Genomic DNA, 13,726 nt, shown 5'->3' with positions numbered 1-13,726 from the left:
CAGCTAAATGGTCATGCTGCGCTACGCGGTGTATCGCTTTTTCACGATGCTGCTGACATTGCTGGTGGTGTCGGTTCTGATTTTCGTGATCATCAACCTGCCCCCCGGCGACTATCTCAGCAACCAGATCGCCGAACTGCAGGCTTCAGGACAGTCCGCCGGTGTCGCCAAGGCCGAGTTTCTGCGCAAGGAATACTCATTGGACCGGTCGTTGCCCGAGCAGTACCTGATCTGGATGGGCTTCTGGCCCGGACCGCATGGGTTCGAGGGCCTGTTACAGGGCAATTATGGCTGGTCCTTCGAATTCGACCGCCCCGTGCGCGAGATCGTGGGCGATACGCTGTGGTTGACGGTTGTGGTCAATCTGGCCGCCATTCTATTCGTCTATGCCGTTGCTCTGCCATTGGGGGTCATCGCTGCGGCCAGATCACGGACGTGGATTGACTATACCTCGGCCTTTGTAGGCTATCTGGGTCTTGCGACCCCGAACTTCCTGTTGGCGCTGATCCTGTTCTACTACGGCCATCGCTATTTCAACCTGCCCATCGGCGGACTGATGGACCCTTCCTTTGAGGGACAACCGATGAGTTGGGACAAGTTGAAATCCATCCTTGTCCACCTGATCGTTCCGACCTTCGTCATCGGAACCTCGGGTGCTTCGGCCATGATGCAGCGCCTGCGCGCCAATATGCTGGATGAACTAGGGAAACCTTATGTCGAAACAGCAATCGCCAAGGGCATGTCCCCATCGCGGATGCTGACGAAATACCCATTGCGCGTGGCCTTCAACCCGTTTGTCGCCGACATTGGAAACCTGCTGCCCTCGATGGTTTCCGGGTCGGTTTTGGTCTCGGTAGTTCTGGGTCTGCAAACAATCGGCCCGACCCTGCTGACTGCCTTGAAAACGCAGGACCAGTTCCTGTCGGCCTTCATTCTTATGTTCGTGGCTCTGCTGACGCTGATCGGCACCATGATTTCCGATATCCTGCTGGTCATGCTTGATCCGCGCATTCGTTACGAGGGGCGCGAAGCATGACCGATAAACCCGATGGTCGCTATGTCGACGACGCGCCATTTGACCCGCAGGCCTCTATTCAGCAGCTTGAGCGCGCAGATCTCGATGCCCCTAATTGGGTGCTGGTCTGGCGCAAGTTCAGGACCCACAAGCTGGGTCTGATTTCTGGCCTCTTCTTACTGCTCTGCTACTTGATGCTGCCTTTTGCGGGCTTTATTGCCCCCTACGGCCCCAATGATCGGAACGGAGAGCACCTGTATGCTCCACCCCAGTCGGTCAACTGGTTTCATGAGGGGAAGTTCATCGGCCCCTACGTTTATCCAATAGTTGCAGAGGCGGACCTTGAAACTTTCCAGTGGAAATTCGTCGCTGACACGGAAGACCCGCGCCCAATCCGGTTCTTCTGCGAAGGGTCAGAATACAAACTCGCAGGCCTGATAAAATCCGATACGCACCTGTTTTGCGCACCCGAAGGGGCCACGCTGTTTCTGTGGGGCTCGGACCGTCTGGGCCGCGATGTATTCAGCCGCATCCTATATGGCGCGCAACTGTCGCTGACAGTGGGCCTGATCGGCATTTCGGTATCCTTCTTCCTCGGCATCCTGTTCGGGTCAATGGCCGGGTATTTCGGAGGGCGCATCGACTGGACCATCAACCGTGTGATCGAAATCTTGCGCTCTCTGCCGGAACTTCCCCTCTGGCTGGCCTTATCCGCCGCGGTGCCATCAAATTGGAGCCCGGTCGCGGTATTCTTCATCATCTCGATCATCCTCGGTATTCTCGATTGGCCAGGCCTTGCCCGATCTGTCCGCGCAAAATTCCTGTCTCTCAGGGAAGAGGAATACGTACGTGCGGCCGAGATGATGGGCGCAAGTTCCGGTCGTGTGATCCGAAAGCACCTGCTACCCAATTTCATGTCGCATCTGATTGCCTCGGCCACGCTATCAATCCCTGCGATGATCTTGGGCGAAACCGCCCTCAGCTTCCTTGGCCTTGGACTGCGGGCCCCGGCGGTCAGTTGGGGCGTGATGCTGAACGATGCGCAGAACCTCGCCTCAATCGAAATCTATCCATGGACCGCGATCCCGATGCTGCCAATCATCGTCGTCGTGCTGGCCTTCAACTTCCTTGGCGACGGGTTGCGCGACAGCCTTGATCCCTATCAGCAATGAGCTTGCTGTCCGCCCTCCCCTCACCTGACACCTACAGGGTCAATGGGGCGGGTGCGCGGCCCAGCGCCTTTGCGGTCTCGGAACTGGCGACGGCCAGTTTTGCGGCAGTCGGGCAGGAGCTGTCGCGCCTTGTGACAGCCTTGAACCTGGCGCCAGCGCCTCCGGAGGTGGCCGTAGATCATCGACTGGCCTCCTTGTGGTATGGCTTTTCCTTCAAACCCGAAGGGTGGGATATGCCCAGCCTTTGGGACGCGATTGCTGGCGACTATCAGGCCTCTGATGGGTGGATCAGGCTGCACACCAACCTGCCCAGTCATCGCGCCGCCGCCCTGAACGTTTTGCAAGTCGCGCCGGACCGTGCGCTGGTATCGCGCGCGGTTCGGGATTGGAGCATCTCTGAACTGGAAGCCGCGATTGTCGCCGAGGGCGGCGTCGCTGCCGCAATGCGCAGCCGCTCTGAGTGGCATGACCATCCGCAAGGACGCATATTGGCCCGCGAGCCGTTGATCGGATGGCAGGGGCCACGCAATATTCAACTACGTGATCGGCCTCAGGCGACTGCCGCGCGACCTCTTGCTGGGCTGCGTGTGCTCGATCTGACCCGCATTCTGGCCGGGCCAGTCTCGACACGAACACTTGCGGGTTTTGGCGCCGAGGTCCTGAGGATCGATCCACCCGGCTGGGATGAACCTGGCGTCATTCCTGACATTTCTCTCGGCAAGCACTGCGCCTATCTGAACCTGAAATCACCCGATGGAAAAGCAAAACTGCAAGAGCTGCTGGCCCAAGCGGACATACTTGTCCACGGGTATCGGCCCGGCGCTTTGGACGCACTCGGTCTGGGTAAAAACACGCGGGATCAGCTCGCCCCCAACAGGGTTGAAGTCACGCTAGACGCCTATGGCTGGCAAGGACCTTGGGCAGCGCGCCGCGGTTTTGACAGCCTTGTACAGATGAGTTCCGGAATCGCACATGCAGGGATGGGTTGGGCGGGGGCCGACAAGCCAACTCCGTTGCCTGTTCAGGCACTGGATCACGCAACTGGCTACTTGATGGCAGCCGCCCTGCTCTCGGCGCTCGCCGAAGCCGCATCCGGTCAGGCCGTCATGGATGCCCGGCTCTCGCTGGCGCGCACCGCCGAATTGCTGGCCACCCTCGCCAAGAGCGAGCCCGGTGACGAAATTACCGAGTCGCTGCCTGTCGATTATGCGGATGCGCTCGAACCTTCCGGGTGGGGGCCCGGCTATCGATTGAAGCCGGCGCTAACCGTTGGATCCGCAAAGATGCACTGGGCTTTGCCTGCGTCCAAACTGGGAACTTCACAGCCCACTTGGCCGTCACTTACCGCTTAAAGCTGCCGCCGCGCGGGACGCGCGGCCCGGCCCAACGCTTTGGTTGACGTCTCGCCAGAGACGCAAACCAAAGGGGCGGGAGCCCTCCTAGCGATCATCGCCACCGCCGGGGCCGATATCGTCCAGATAGTCTTCGTCAATCGCGGCCTGAACGGCCCCTGTGACAGCCTCGCGTTGTTTGGGAGTCAGGTCCTCGGCCTCTTTGTCATCCGCCAGTCGCACGGTGACTTCCCGATGCGCAAACCGGATGCCTTCACGGGCAAACAGCTCACGAATATCCTGATAGACTTTCTTGCGCACCAGCCACTGATCACCCGGTTTGGTCATGAACTTGACCCGGATAATCATCGCCGAATCCTGCATCTCGATCACACCCTGCGATTTCAGCGGCTGAATGAAGTTATCACCAATCACCGGATCGCTCAGCAGCTCCTGACCCAGCTTCTTGATCAGCTTCCGCACCTTTTCGACATCGGTGTCATAGGTCACCCGCAACGGCAGCTTCATGATTACCCAGTCGCGGGAATAGTTTGTCAGAACCTTGATCTCTCCAAATGGGATCGTGTTGAGCGCACCAAGGTGGTGGCGCAGTTGGAAGGACCGGACCGATATCTTTTCGACCGTCCCTTTCACATCACCAATGTCGATGTATTCACCCTTTCGGAAAGCATCATCCATCAGGAAGAACGCACCCGAGAAGATGTCGCGGACCAAGGTTTGCGACCCGAAACCAACGGCCAGACCCACAACACCTGCACCGGCAAACAGCGGGCTGACATTGATCCCCAGTTCCATCAATACAATCAGCGCGATGGTCACAACGACCACAGCCAGAATGGCCCCGCGGAACAGAGGCAACAAAGTTGCAAGACGGCTCTGCCCGCCTTCGCCTCCTTCGTCGCCCAGCTCGGCTTCAGCACCGCCGTCATCCGTCTCTTCCGCGATCTTGCTATCTATCCAGACGCGGAAGAAGTGAAACAGAATGTAACCCATAAACAGGATCACCATCACATCCAGCGCCCGCTCGATAGGCAAGTCATCCGACCAATTGGCCTGCGGGTTCCATATCACTACCAGCGCATAGAGCCCCACCACAAAGGCCAGAATGCCTGCCACACGACGGGCAAGGTCTTCGTACGTCAGAATGGCGTGTTTGCGCTTTTCGGCCTGCGGCGTATCAGCCACCAGCTCATCCTCGATCTGCTCAGCCGCTTCTGCGTCGGCATTCATCACCTCAATTCTGCGATTGCGATCAAAATACCTTTCAAGCAGATAGTTCATCGCGCCGTAGGCCACGACGACGGACATAAAGATGGCATAGCTGCTGGCCACGATCGGGATCGAATCCTGAACCTCGAGCACCAGATCAACGGCCAGTTTGAACCAGCTGAACACCATATAAAGCACCAGAACCGGCGCCCAGGCGAAAGAGATGAACTTCAGTATCCAAGACACCTGATCCGGAGCACGCCCGCCACGAATAGCGTTCGAAATCGCGCGTGCATTGAACAGGATCATCAGTATGTTGCCTAGCGCTCCGATCAGCGTCAGGCTGCCATAGACCATGGCATAGACGTTATAGTTCAGCCCAAAATCCGCTACCCATGTCGAGAACAGAACAACCGAGATATCATAGGTCGCCAGTGCTGACGCCCAGATATACAGGCGCTTGGCGTCCCGATCTGAAAAAGGCGGCAAGCGATACTGGCTGAGGTAAGGCGACAAAACCATCCGCCACAAGTCCGAGACGGTGCGCGACAGGAAGAACGCGGTAAAGATTGCCGTAACGGTAAACTGGATCGATATGTCTTCCGCTTCACCAAAGAACAGATAGCCGACGATCAGCGCCATGAGCATGGCAAAGACCGTACCGCCAATTCCCATCACGAAGCGGTAAACCAGGAAAGGCATCTTTTCACGATAGCCGACCGGGTTTTCCTTGATGCGCGCAACCACCCAACGCTTTGCGAAGCGCTTACCGTAGATTTCAGTCGACAACCAGCGCCCCAGCAGCAGGAACAACACGTTCAGGATCAACACTTCGACATAAGTCTGAATCCGTCCGTCCGGACTGGTCTGTCTGAGGATGTATTGGACCTCAAAGACCGAATAGGGCAGCGCCTCCATCCGCGAGCGTACGGAATCCCGGAACTTTGAGAACCGCTCTTGCGCCTTCATCAGCTGAGAACCCTCAGCCATGTGATCAATGCTATCTGCCTCTGGCGTCGCATCACCGCTATTGCCCGCAGCCGATACAACCTGCCCGGCGCTGTCGATTACGATTACGCTTGCGCCCGCCTCGGAAGCGGAACGAATGGCCGCCGCCAGATCGCTGTCAGCGGCAGAGCTTGAAGAACCGGTTTCCTCGCTTGATCCTATTGGGTATCCAGGAATAAGCGAAGTTTGCGCAACCGCGTCAGTTGCACTGGCCAGCATTGCCGCCCAAATCACCAAAATCAGCCCGGCCAGAACATTCATTTTCATCGTATATCGCATCCAATTCGTAGCTGCGTCCAAGACTATAGAACCTCAGAAGGCTGTTCAAATCATCCGCACACGCGGTGTCAACATCGTGAGAGCCCGTGTTCCTGACGCAATGGATGGGATAAAGTGTTTCCAAGACAACAAAAATTGAATATGACCACCTGAGGCGTCCAGCCTCCGAATTGGCTTGTGCATGAAGAACCATCGGCCTGCATATCGCAAGGTGCGCCTGTTGCCGGCGGTGGCATTATGCTGTTGCCAATTCGCAATGTTTGGCGCATTTGGACGGCGGAATCTGTGCCTTTGGCAAGAAGGTCTGGCAGAATTACGATAATCAGGTGCAGACGCGCGGAGTTGCACCGGAACCGAAACAGGCGAAGGCATGAGCCTAGGGATCAAAAACGAAAATCACGGCCGCGCACCGCGCATCCTGCTATATAGTCACGACACGTTCGGCCTAGGTCACCTGCGCCGGTCACGCGCGCTGGCTGCGGCCATAACACAAGCCGATCAACGCGCTTCGGCCCTCATATTGACCGGTTCACCCATTGCCGGACGGTTTACTTTTCCGCGTCGGGTTGACCATGTCCGTCTACCCGGGGTCACCAAACGCGCCGACGGCTCGTATGCTTCGCAGACCATTGGCATGGGCATCGATGATGTGACTGAGTTGCGCGCAAGCCTGATCCAGACATCTGTCGAACAGTTCGACCCCGATGTACTGATCGTCGACAAAGAGCCTACCGGTTTTCGCGGTGAGCTGCTGCCGACGCTTGAGTATCTTGAAAACTCCTGCTCAACCAAATTGGTTCTGGGCCTGCGCGACGTTCTGGATGAGCCCGAAGTACTGGCCGCCGAATGGGAGCGTAAGGACGCGATCTCGGCGACTGAACGATTCTATGATGAGATCTGGGTATATGGGTTGCGATCGGTCTACGATCCTACACAAGGCCTTCCCCTCAGCCCGGCGACGCAACAGCGCATTCATTGGACAGGGTATCTACGTCGCGATCTTGGGCCGGTTGGTGAGCCACCAGAACAACCGTATATCCTGATCACCCCTGGTGGTGGCGGGGATGGCAAGGCGATGGTCAATTTGGTGCTGTCCGCATATGAAAAAGACCCGGATCTGTCACCCCGCGCTGTGCTGGTCTATGGGCCCTTCCTGTCAGGCGAACTACGCGAAGATTTTGAAACCCGTGTCGCCGCCCTAAATGGCCGTGTGACCGCCGTTGGCTTTGAATCGCAGATCGAAACGCTGTTCGCGGGCGCTGCCGGTGTGGTCTGCATGGGCGGGTACAATACCTTCTGCGAGGTTTTGTCCTTCGACAAACGCGCCGTCATTGTTCCGCGCACGACGCCGCGGCTGGAGCAATGGATTCGTGCCTCGCGCGCCGAGGATCTGGGTCTGGTACGCATGCTGGATGAAAACCGTGACGGTCTGACGGCGGATGCAATGATCCGCGCGATCCGCGCCTTGCCCCATCAGCCGCTGCCTTCGCAGGCCATTCGCGCAGGGTTGTTGGACGGGCTAAGCTACGTCACTCATCGCATAAACGCGCTGCTAGGCGCGGAACAAGAGCGCGCCACCGGATGACGCGCGACCCCCCCAAGCTGGCGGTGCTGGTCAAAGGCTGGCCGCGCCTGTCCGAGACGTTCATCGCGCAAGAATTGGTGGCCTTGCAGGAGGCAGGGCACAGCTTCGATATCTGGTCGTTGCGCCACCCGACCGATACCAAGCGCCATCCTCTGCACGATCGCTTCAAGGGGCAGGTGCATTACCTACCGGAATACCTTTATGAAGAGCCTGAGCGGCTGGCGACTGCGCGAGACATTGCAGCTCGTCTGCCCGGATACGCGCAAGCTTACCAGGTCTGGCGGCAAGACCTTCGCCGAGACCCGACTCACAACCGAATTCGCCGGTTTGGTCAGGCCTGCGTATTGGCCGCTGAGCTGCCCGATCAAACGCAGGCGCTGTATGCGCATTTCATGCACACTCCGTCTTCGGTCGCCCGCTATGCGTCTATCATGCGCGGCCTGCCCTGGAGTTTTTCGGCGCATGCCAAAGATATCTGGACCTCACCAGACTGGGAAAAGCGGGAAAAGCTGCAACTGGCCTCTCACGGCGCCATCTTCGGGGCAACCTGTACTGCCATTGGTGCCGCACATCTGCGCGAACTGGCGGATGATCCTGCGCGGGTAGAACTGATCTATCATGGGCTGGACCTGTCGCGGTTTCCTGCACCTCCCCAGCAGTGTTCGCGTGCAGCGGATGCACCCTTTCACATGCTGTCGGTCGGGCGTCTTGTCGAAAAGAAGGGCTTTGACCGGCTTCTCCAAGCTTTCGCGCTGCTCCCCAGATCGCTGAATTGGCATTGGACCCATATCGGCGGCGGAAACCTGGGCGATGAGTTGAGCGCACAAGCCGATGCCGCAGGGATTTCCGATCGGATCACGTGGATGGGGGCTTGCGATCAACCGGAAGTCATTGCCGAGATGCGCCGCTCTGATCTGTTTGTCCTGCCCAGCAGAATTGCTGCCGACGGCGACCGCGATGGTTTACCCAATGTTTTGATGGAAGCCGCGTCCCAGCGCCTCCCGATCCTGTCAACGCCGGTGTCAGCCATCCCGGAGTTCATTGATTCCGGTGTTCACGGTCAGTTGTCAGCAGATGACCCGACCTCTCTGGCCTCGGCTATTGCGGATCTCGCCCAGAACCCGACCAGAACGGCCGAGATGGCTGAGGCCGCGTATGACCGGTTGATCGCCGACTTCCGGATGGACCCGGGCATACGTCGCTTGTCCGAGCGGCTCAGCGCCTTGTGCGCGGACGGACCCTGATGGCGCGGGTGGCTTTCTATGCACCGATGAAGTCCCCCGACAGTCCCAAGCCCTCGGGTGATCGCGAAATGGCCCGCAACCTGATGCAGGCCCTCGGCGCTCAGGGAGACATTGTCGACTTGGCCTCGCATTTGCGGATTTACGACAAAGCAGGCGACCGCGCGCTTCAGGACGAATTCCGCCGCAAGGCAAATGCCGAGGCTGCACGACTGGCTGAGGAACTGCCCTCTGACACGAACCTGTGGGTGACTTATCACAACTACTACAAGGCCCCCGACCTGCTCGGCCCGGCCGTGAGCCGCGCAAGAGACATCCCGTATGTGCAGCTGGAAAGTACCCGCGCCACCAGCCGGCTTGCAGGCCCATGGGCTGATTTTGCGCAAGCGGCGCACGACGCGTGCGATTCTGCGGAGGTGATTTTTTACCACACTGCCAACGATCTGATCACGTTAGAACGGGAAAGGTTCGGTACGCAGGCGCTCGTCGAGCTGCCTCCGTTTCTTCCCATCACGGAATTACCCCCTGTTTCGACCCGTGATGGGCCGATGCTGACTGTGGGAATGATGCGGCCGGGGGACAAGCTGGCCTCGTACACCATTCTGGCCGATACGCTGGAACATCTGACAGGGGATTGGGCGTTGGACGTGGTAGGCGATGGCCCGGCCCGATTGGAAGTCGAGGCGCTGATGGCGCGGTTCGGACCTCGTGTCCGGTTTCTGGGTCAGCTGGATCGGGACGCGTTGCAGGCCCTGTACCGCGAGGCCTCCTTGTTCGTTTGGCCCGGGGTCAACGAAGCCTATGGAATGGTCTATCTTGAGGCCCAGGCCTGCGGCGTTCCCGTCGCAGCACAAGATCGCCCCGGTGTTCGTGATGTACTGATACCTTCCGATCATCCCGATACCGGATCGGGTGCCAAAGGGTTGGCCGCGCGTATACAGAGGTTTCTGGACCATCCCGACCTGAGCCAGTCTGAGGGCAATCGCGCCCGCGCCTATTTCGCGCACCGCCATCTGATGCCATCCGCCACCGAGCGGTTCTGGACAACTGTGCGCCCCTTGTTGGAGAAAAGTTGATGACCCGCCTCGCCCTTCTGCGCCATGGACACACGGATTGGAATCGCGCGGGTCGCATTCAGGGGCGCAGCGACATTCCGTTGGATGCCGACGCTCGGGCTGAACTTGCGGGGTATTGCCTGCCATCGCCATGGAACGCGGCACCAGTCTGGTCCAGCCCGCTAAGCCGCGCGTCTGAAACAGCGCAGTTGGTATCGGGTAAAGCGCCCAAAACATCTCAGGCCCTGACCGAGATGAATTGGGGCGAATGGGAGGGACAGCGCGGTGCTGAGCTGATCGAGACACCCGATAGCGGTTACCGCCACATCGAAGACTGGGGCTGGGATTATCGGCCTCCGGGCGGCGAAAGCCCAGCCGAATTATGGGCGCGTATCGCGCCGTGGCTGGCGGGCTTGGACGGCGACAATCTCGCGGTCTGCCATATCGGCATCATGAGGGTGATCTTGGCCAAGGCGTGGGGCTGGAATTTTGCCGGCCCCGCGCCGTTCAAGATCAAGCGCAACAGACTGTTTATCGTAGACTTGGACGAAATGCGGCCTGAACCCGAACCCGTTCGATTGATTGCGCGTGAGGTTTGACCATGAAGGTGATGATCGTTGTTACCCATCTGTTAGGGACCGGACACCTTAGCCGGGCCCTTACATTGGCGCGCGCGTTCGCCGAACAGGACCACGAGGTGTTTGTGGTCTCGGGTGGCATGCCTGCGCCTCAGCTTGGCACACGTGGATTATCATTACTGAATTTACCGCCGCTGCGGTCTGATGGCACCGATTTCACCCGCCTGCTTGATCAGAATGGCGCTGTGGCCGACTTGGCCTACTTCGCTGCGCGCACAAACGCCCTGACGCAGGCGGTAAGCAGCTTCGGGCCGCAGATTCTGATCACCGAGCTTTATCCGTTCGGGCGGCGCTCTTTGGCCGCGGAGTTCAAATCTGCATTGAAAGCCGCACGAGACCTACCTCGGCCACCCGTCATCCTTGGTTCGATCCGTGACATTCTTGCGCCGCCATCGAAGCCCGCAAAGGTAACCCAAACGGATGAGGTTATCGCAGAGTTTTATGACGGCGTTCTGGTCCATTCCGACCCCAAGATCACCGAACTTGAAGTCAGTTGGCCTGTCTCGGATCAACTGGCATCGCGCCTGCATTACACCGGTTTCGTGGCCCCAAGTGCTGCGCCAAGTCATCCGGATGGCATAGGCCAGGGCGAGATATTGGTCAGCGCGGGTGGCGGGTCGGTCGGCCAGCCGATCTTTCAAGCGGCCATTAAGGCCGCCCGAAAGATGCCCAACTGGCGCTGGCGCCTGTTGGTGGGCGGGCAGGATGCCAATGCGCGGATCGCCGAGCTTTCGCAAATGGCCGAGGGTTCATCGGTTCTTCTTGAAACCGTCCGCCCTGATTTTCGCCAAATGCTGCCGCTTGCCGCCGCTTCGGTCAGCATGTGCGGTTACAACACCGCCATGGACCTGCTGCAAAGCGGTACCCCGGCGGTTCTGATCCCCTTCGATGATGGCAAAGAGGTTGAGCAATCTTTGCGCGCGCGATCTCTTTCGCAGTTGAACGGGATCGAGGTGCTTAACAGTTCTGACCTGACCGCCGGCTCGCTGGCCAATGCGCTGGAGCATGTCATTTCGAGTGTTGAACGCCCCCCGATGACTGAAGGGTTTGATGGCGCGCGCCGGTCAGTGGATATTGCAGTGAGCTTGTACGAGGCCAGCCGATGAGGCCTGATTGGCGCCCCTTGCAGTCAGAGTTGCGGCGCTGGCAGGATGCAGGATTGACCCTGCCCTTGTGGTGGCGTGATGACGATGCAGTTGCAGTGACACCACAGATAGAAAAGCTATCGGCCATGTCAGACGAGCTCGGCCTGCCAGTCCATCTGGCGGTGATCCCGCGTGATGCGCAAACGGCACTTGCAGAGTATGTGTCAGATCAGTCTGTTTTGATCCCGGTTGTGCATGGCTGGGCGCATCAGAACCACGCGCCTGCAGACGAGAAAAAAGCCGAATTTCGCCTGCACCGGCCCCTTGAAGCGGTAGTTGCAGATGCCGAGGCTGGATTGTCCCGGTTGCGAGAATTGTTTGGTGCGCACCTGCGACCGATGTTTGTTCCGCCATGGAACCGGATCGACTCCAAAGTCGCCATGCAGCTTCACGGGCTGGGCTATCGGGTTCTGTCAACGGCGACCCCCCGAAAGATACTGCTCGCAGCGCCCGGCCTCGCGCAGATAAACACACATCTCGATCCAATCGACTGGCGCGGGACGCGCGGTTTGATCGACCCTGACAGACTGATCGCACAGACAGTTGAGCTGCTGCATGACCGACGCACCGGTCGCGCAGACGATGCCGAAGCATTTGGGGTGTTGACGCATCATCTAGTCCATGATCAGGACATCTGGACGTTTACACAGGATCTGTTGCTCAGGCTGCTTGATGGACCGGGCACACCCTGGACCGCACCACGCAACTGAACTCGCAAGGAGAGCCCGAATGAGCCGACTGGATTCCATGCTGCGCCGCCTGACGGCGCAACGCGATGGGCTAAACTGGGCCGTCGCACAGATCGGCACCATGGAAGGGGACGTTCTGGACCTGGGGCTAGGTAACGGACGTACCTATGATCATCTGCGTGAGATCCTGCCCTCTCGGCGTATATGGGTGATGGATCGCGTCTTGCAGTGTCATCCCGACAGCACGCCACCGGCACAGGATTTCCTGCAGGGTGAGGCCGAGCCGATGTTGCGTAAACTGGCGGACGCAGGCCAAACAATCGCGCTGGCGCACTACGATTTCGGCCGCGGGATCAAGTCCGAAGATGTTGCGGAAGCGGCGCGCCTCAGCCCTCTGATCAAACAGGTCATGCGACCCGGTGGGTTGTTGATTTCAGGGCAACCGTTGACGGGTTTTGCTCAGATTGAAGGCCCCGAGACCATCGCGCCCGATCGATATCTTTTCTATCGCGCCTGAGCAGGCTTTGAACTGGCGGGTTTGTATATTGAATCTATCGATCAGATTCACCGCAGTCAGGCCTATGCATTGACGCGAGTCGAGGGTATACGCCACCGCAACAGCACACCCACATGAGGCCAGTCATGAGCTTTGACCGTTCCATCAAGATCGCTCCCTCGATCCTGTCAGCCGATTTCGCAAATTTCGGACAGGAGATTCAGGCCATCGAAGCGCAAGGGGCGGATTGGGTTCATGTAGACGTGATGGACGGCCACTTTGTCCCAAACCTCACTTTTGGTCCCCCAGCGGTCAAAGCGTTTCGTCCACATGTTAAGACCGTCATGGATGTGCATTTGATGATCACTCCGGTCGATCCTTATATTCAAGCCTATGCCGATGCCGGGGCTGATGTGCTGACCGCGCATGTCGAGGCGGGGCCGCATTCGCACCGCACGCTGCAGGCGATACGCGCTGCTGGAATGAAAGCAGGAATCGCGTTGAATCCCGGGACGCCTGCCGAGGCCGTCGAACATCTGTTGGACCTGACTGATCTGGTGTGCGTCATGACCGTCAACCCCGGCTTCGGGGGTCAAAAATTCATCGACATGACCGCAAAGGTTAGGCGCCTGCGCGAGATGATCGGTGACCGTCCTGTGCATATCGAAATCGATGGCGGCGTTGATCCTAAAACAGCGCCTCTGGTGGCCGCTGCAGGCGCTGACGTGTTGGTCGCCGGATCAGCAGTTTTTAAAGGCGGGTCAGTTTCAAACCTGTCGGTCTATGGCGACAATATTCGCGCTGTGCGGACTGCTGCCGAAGGTGCACTGGGTTAACAACAA

Annotated in this window: 12 protein-coding genes; 11 read left to right on the top strand and 1 reads right to left on the bottom strand. The window is 58.7% G+C overall.

Features of this window, described 5'->3' with window-relative positions:
- The first annotated feature begins 7 nt into the window (after positions 1-7).
- From ACR0MP_RS00255 to ACR0MP_RS00245, 3 genes are read left to right on the top strand one after another with little or no spacing between them, the layout of a single operon-like run.
- Complete coding sequence (locus ACR0MP_RS00255; protein WP_170397654.1) at positions 8-1,036, top strand: ABC transporter permease; 1,029 nt, start codon at positions 8-10, stop codon at positions 1,034-1,036.
- Positions 1,033-2,187 (top strand): ABC transporter permease, encoded by a 1,155-nt coding sequence (locus tag ACR0MP_RS00250; protein WP_170397657.1) that lies wholly within the window; start codon positions 1,033-1,035, stop codon positions 2,185-2,187. The genes ACR0MP_RS00255 and ACR0MP_RS00250 overlap by 4 nt, the downstream gene beginning before the upstream one ends.
- Positions 2,184-3,539: a CoA transferase gene (locus ACR0MP_RS00245; protein ID WP_480885481.1), complete on the top strand. Its 1,356-nt coding sequence runs from the start codon at positions 2,184-2,186 to the stop codon at positions 3,537-3,539. The genes ACR0MP_RS00250 and ACR0MP_RS00245 overlap by 4 nt, the downstream gene beginning before the upstream one ends.
- Before the next feature lie 87 nt (positions 3,540-3,626).
- Here ACR0MP_RS00245 and ACR0MP_RS00240 read toward each other — a convergent pair whose 3' ends face one another.
- Positions 3,627-6,023 (bottom strand): mechanosensitive ion channel family protein, encoded by a 2,397-nt coding sequence (locus tag ACR0MP_RS00240; RefSeq protein WP_170404625.1) that lies wholly within the window; start codon positions 6,021-6,023, stop codon positions 3,627-3,629.
- A 382-nt stretch (positions 6,024-6,405) separates the two neighbouring features.
- On the opposite strand from ACR0MP_RS00240, the gene ACR0MP_RS00235 reads away from it, so the two are divergent.
- The 8 genes from ACR0MP_RS00235 to rpe all read left to right on the top strand — a co-directional run bounded on the left by ACR0MP_RS00235 (position 6,406) and on the right by rpe (position 13,720).
- Positions 6,406-7,620: a hypothetical protein gene (locus ACR0MP_RS00235; protein ID WP_170424455.1), complete on the top strand. Its 1,215-nt coding sequence runs from the start codon at positions 6,406-6,408 to the stop codon at positions 7,618-7,620.
- Complete coding sequence (locus ACR0MP_RS00230; protein WP_480885478.1) at positions 7,617-8,864, top strand: glycosyltransferase; 1,248 nt, start codon at positions 7,617-7,619, stop codon at positions 8,862-8,864. Before ACR0MP_RS00235 ends, ACR0MP_RS00230 begins: the two co-directional genes overlap by 4 nt.
- A complete protein-coding gene (locus ACR0MP_RS00225) occupies positions 8,864-9,937 on the top strand; it encodes a glycosyltransferase (RefSeq protein ID WP_170736592.1) in 1,074 nt (357 codons plus the stop codon). Before ACR0MP_RS00230 ends, ACR0MP_RS00225 begins: the two co-directional genes overlap by 1 nt.
- On the top strand, positions 9,937-10,515 hold the full coding sequence (locus tag ACR0MP_RS00220; protein ID WP_170736594.1) for a histidine phosphatase family protein: 579 nt from the start codon (positions 9,937-9,939) through the stop codon (positions 10,513-10,515). The genes ACR0MP_RS00225 and ACR0MP_RS00220 overlap by 1 nt, the downstream gene beginning before the upstream one ends.
- A 2-nt stretch (positions 10,516-10,517) precedes the next feature.
- On the top strand, positions 10,518-11,660 hold the full coding sequence (locus ACR0MP_RS00215; protein WP_480885476.1) for a glycosyltransferase family protein: 1,143 nt from the start codon (positions 10,518-10,520) through the stop codon (positions 11,658-11,660).
- Positions 11,657-12,409, top strand: coding sequence for a polysaccharide deacetylase family protein (locus ACR0MP_RS00210; RefSeq protein ID WP_480885474.1), 753 nt, complete (start codon positions 11,657-11,659; stop codon positions 12,407-12,409). The genes ACR0MP_RS00215 and ACR0MP_RS00210 overlap by 4 nt, the downstream gene beginning before the upstream one ends.
- 19 nt (positions 12,410-12,428) lie before the next feature.
- The gene (locus ACR0MP_RS00205) at positions 12,429-12,905 is read left to right on the top strand and encodes a class I SAM-dependent methyltransferase (RefSeq protein WP_480705691.1); all 477 of its coding nucleotides are present in this window, start codon (positions 12,429-12,431) and stop codon (positions 12,903-12,905) included.
- A gap of 125 nt (positions 12,906-13,030) precedes the next feature.
- Entirely contained in the window at positions 13,031-13,720 is a 690-nt protein-coding gene (gene rpe / locus ACR0MP_RS00200) for a ribulose-phosphate 3-epimerase (RefSeq protein WP_170404649.1), read from the top strand.
- Positions 13,721-13,726 lie beyond the last annotated feature (6 nt).

It is taken from the genome of Ruegeria sp. K3, assembly GCF_056531845.1.
Note: the sequence above shows the minus strand (reverse complement) of the source record. Positions and strands in the feature narration are given on the sequence as shown.

Coding starts and splice junctions, on each gene's coding strand:
- ACR0MP_RS00230 (WP_480885478.1), top strand. CDS start 7,617: ATGACGCGCGACCCCCCCAAGCTGGCGGTGCTGGTCAAAGGCTGGCCG.
- ACR0MP_RS00215 (WP_480885476.1), top strand. CDS start 10,518: ATGAAGGTGATGATCGTTGTTACCCATCTGTTAGGGACCGGACACCTT.
- ACR0MP_RS00240 (WP_170404625.1), bottom strand. CDS start 6,023: ATGAAAATGAATGTTCTGGCCGGGCTGATTTTGGTGATTTGGGCGGCA.
- ACR0MP_RS00245 (WP_480885481.1), top strand. CDS start 2,184: ATGAGCTTGCTGTCCGCCCTCCCCTCACCTGACACCTACAGGGTCAAT.
- rpe (WP_170404649.1), top strand. CDS start 13,031: ATGAGCTTTGACCGTTCCATCAAGATCGCTCCCTCGATCCTGTCAGCC.
- ACR0MP_RS00250 (WP_170397657.1), top strand. CDS start 1,033: ATGACCGATAAACCCGATGGTCGCTATGTCGACGACGCGCCATTTGAC.
- ACR0MP_RS00225 (WP_170736592.1), top strand. CDS start 8,864: ATGGCGCGGGTGGCTTTCTATGCACCGATGAAGTCCCCCGACAGTCCC.
- ACR0MP_RS00210 (WP_480885474.1), top strand. CDS start 11,657: ATGAGGCCTGATTGGCGCCCCTTGCAGTCAGAGTTGCGGCGCTGGCAG.
- ACR0MP_RS00205 (WP_480705691.1), top strand. CDS start 12,429: ATGAGCCGACTGGATTCCATGCTGCGCCGCCTGACGGCGCAACGCGAT.
- ACR0MP_RS00255 (WP_170397654.1), top strand. CDS start 8: ATGGTCATGCTGCGCTACGCGGTGTATCGCTTTTTCACGATGCTGCTG.
- ACR0MP_RS00235 (WP_170424455.1), top strand. CDS start 6,406: ATGAGCCTAGGGATCAAAAACGAAAATCACGGCCGCGCACCGCGCATC.
- ACR0MP_RS00220 (WP_170736594.1), top strand. CDS start 9,937: ATGACCCGCCTCGCCCTTCTGCGCCATGGACACACGGATTGGAATCGC.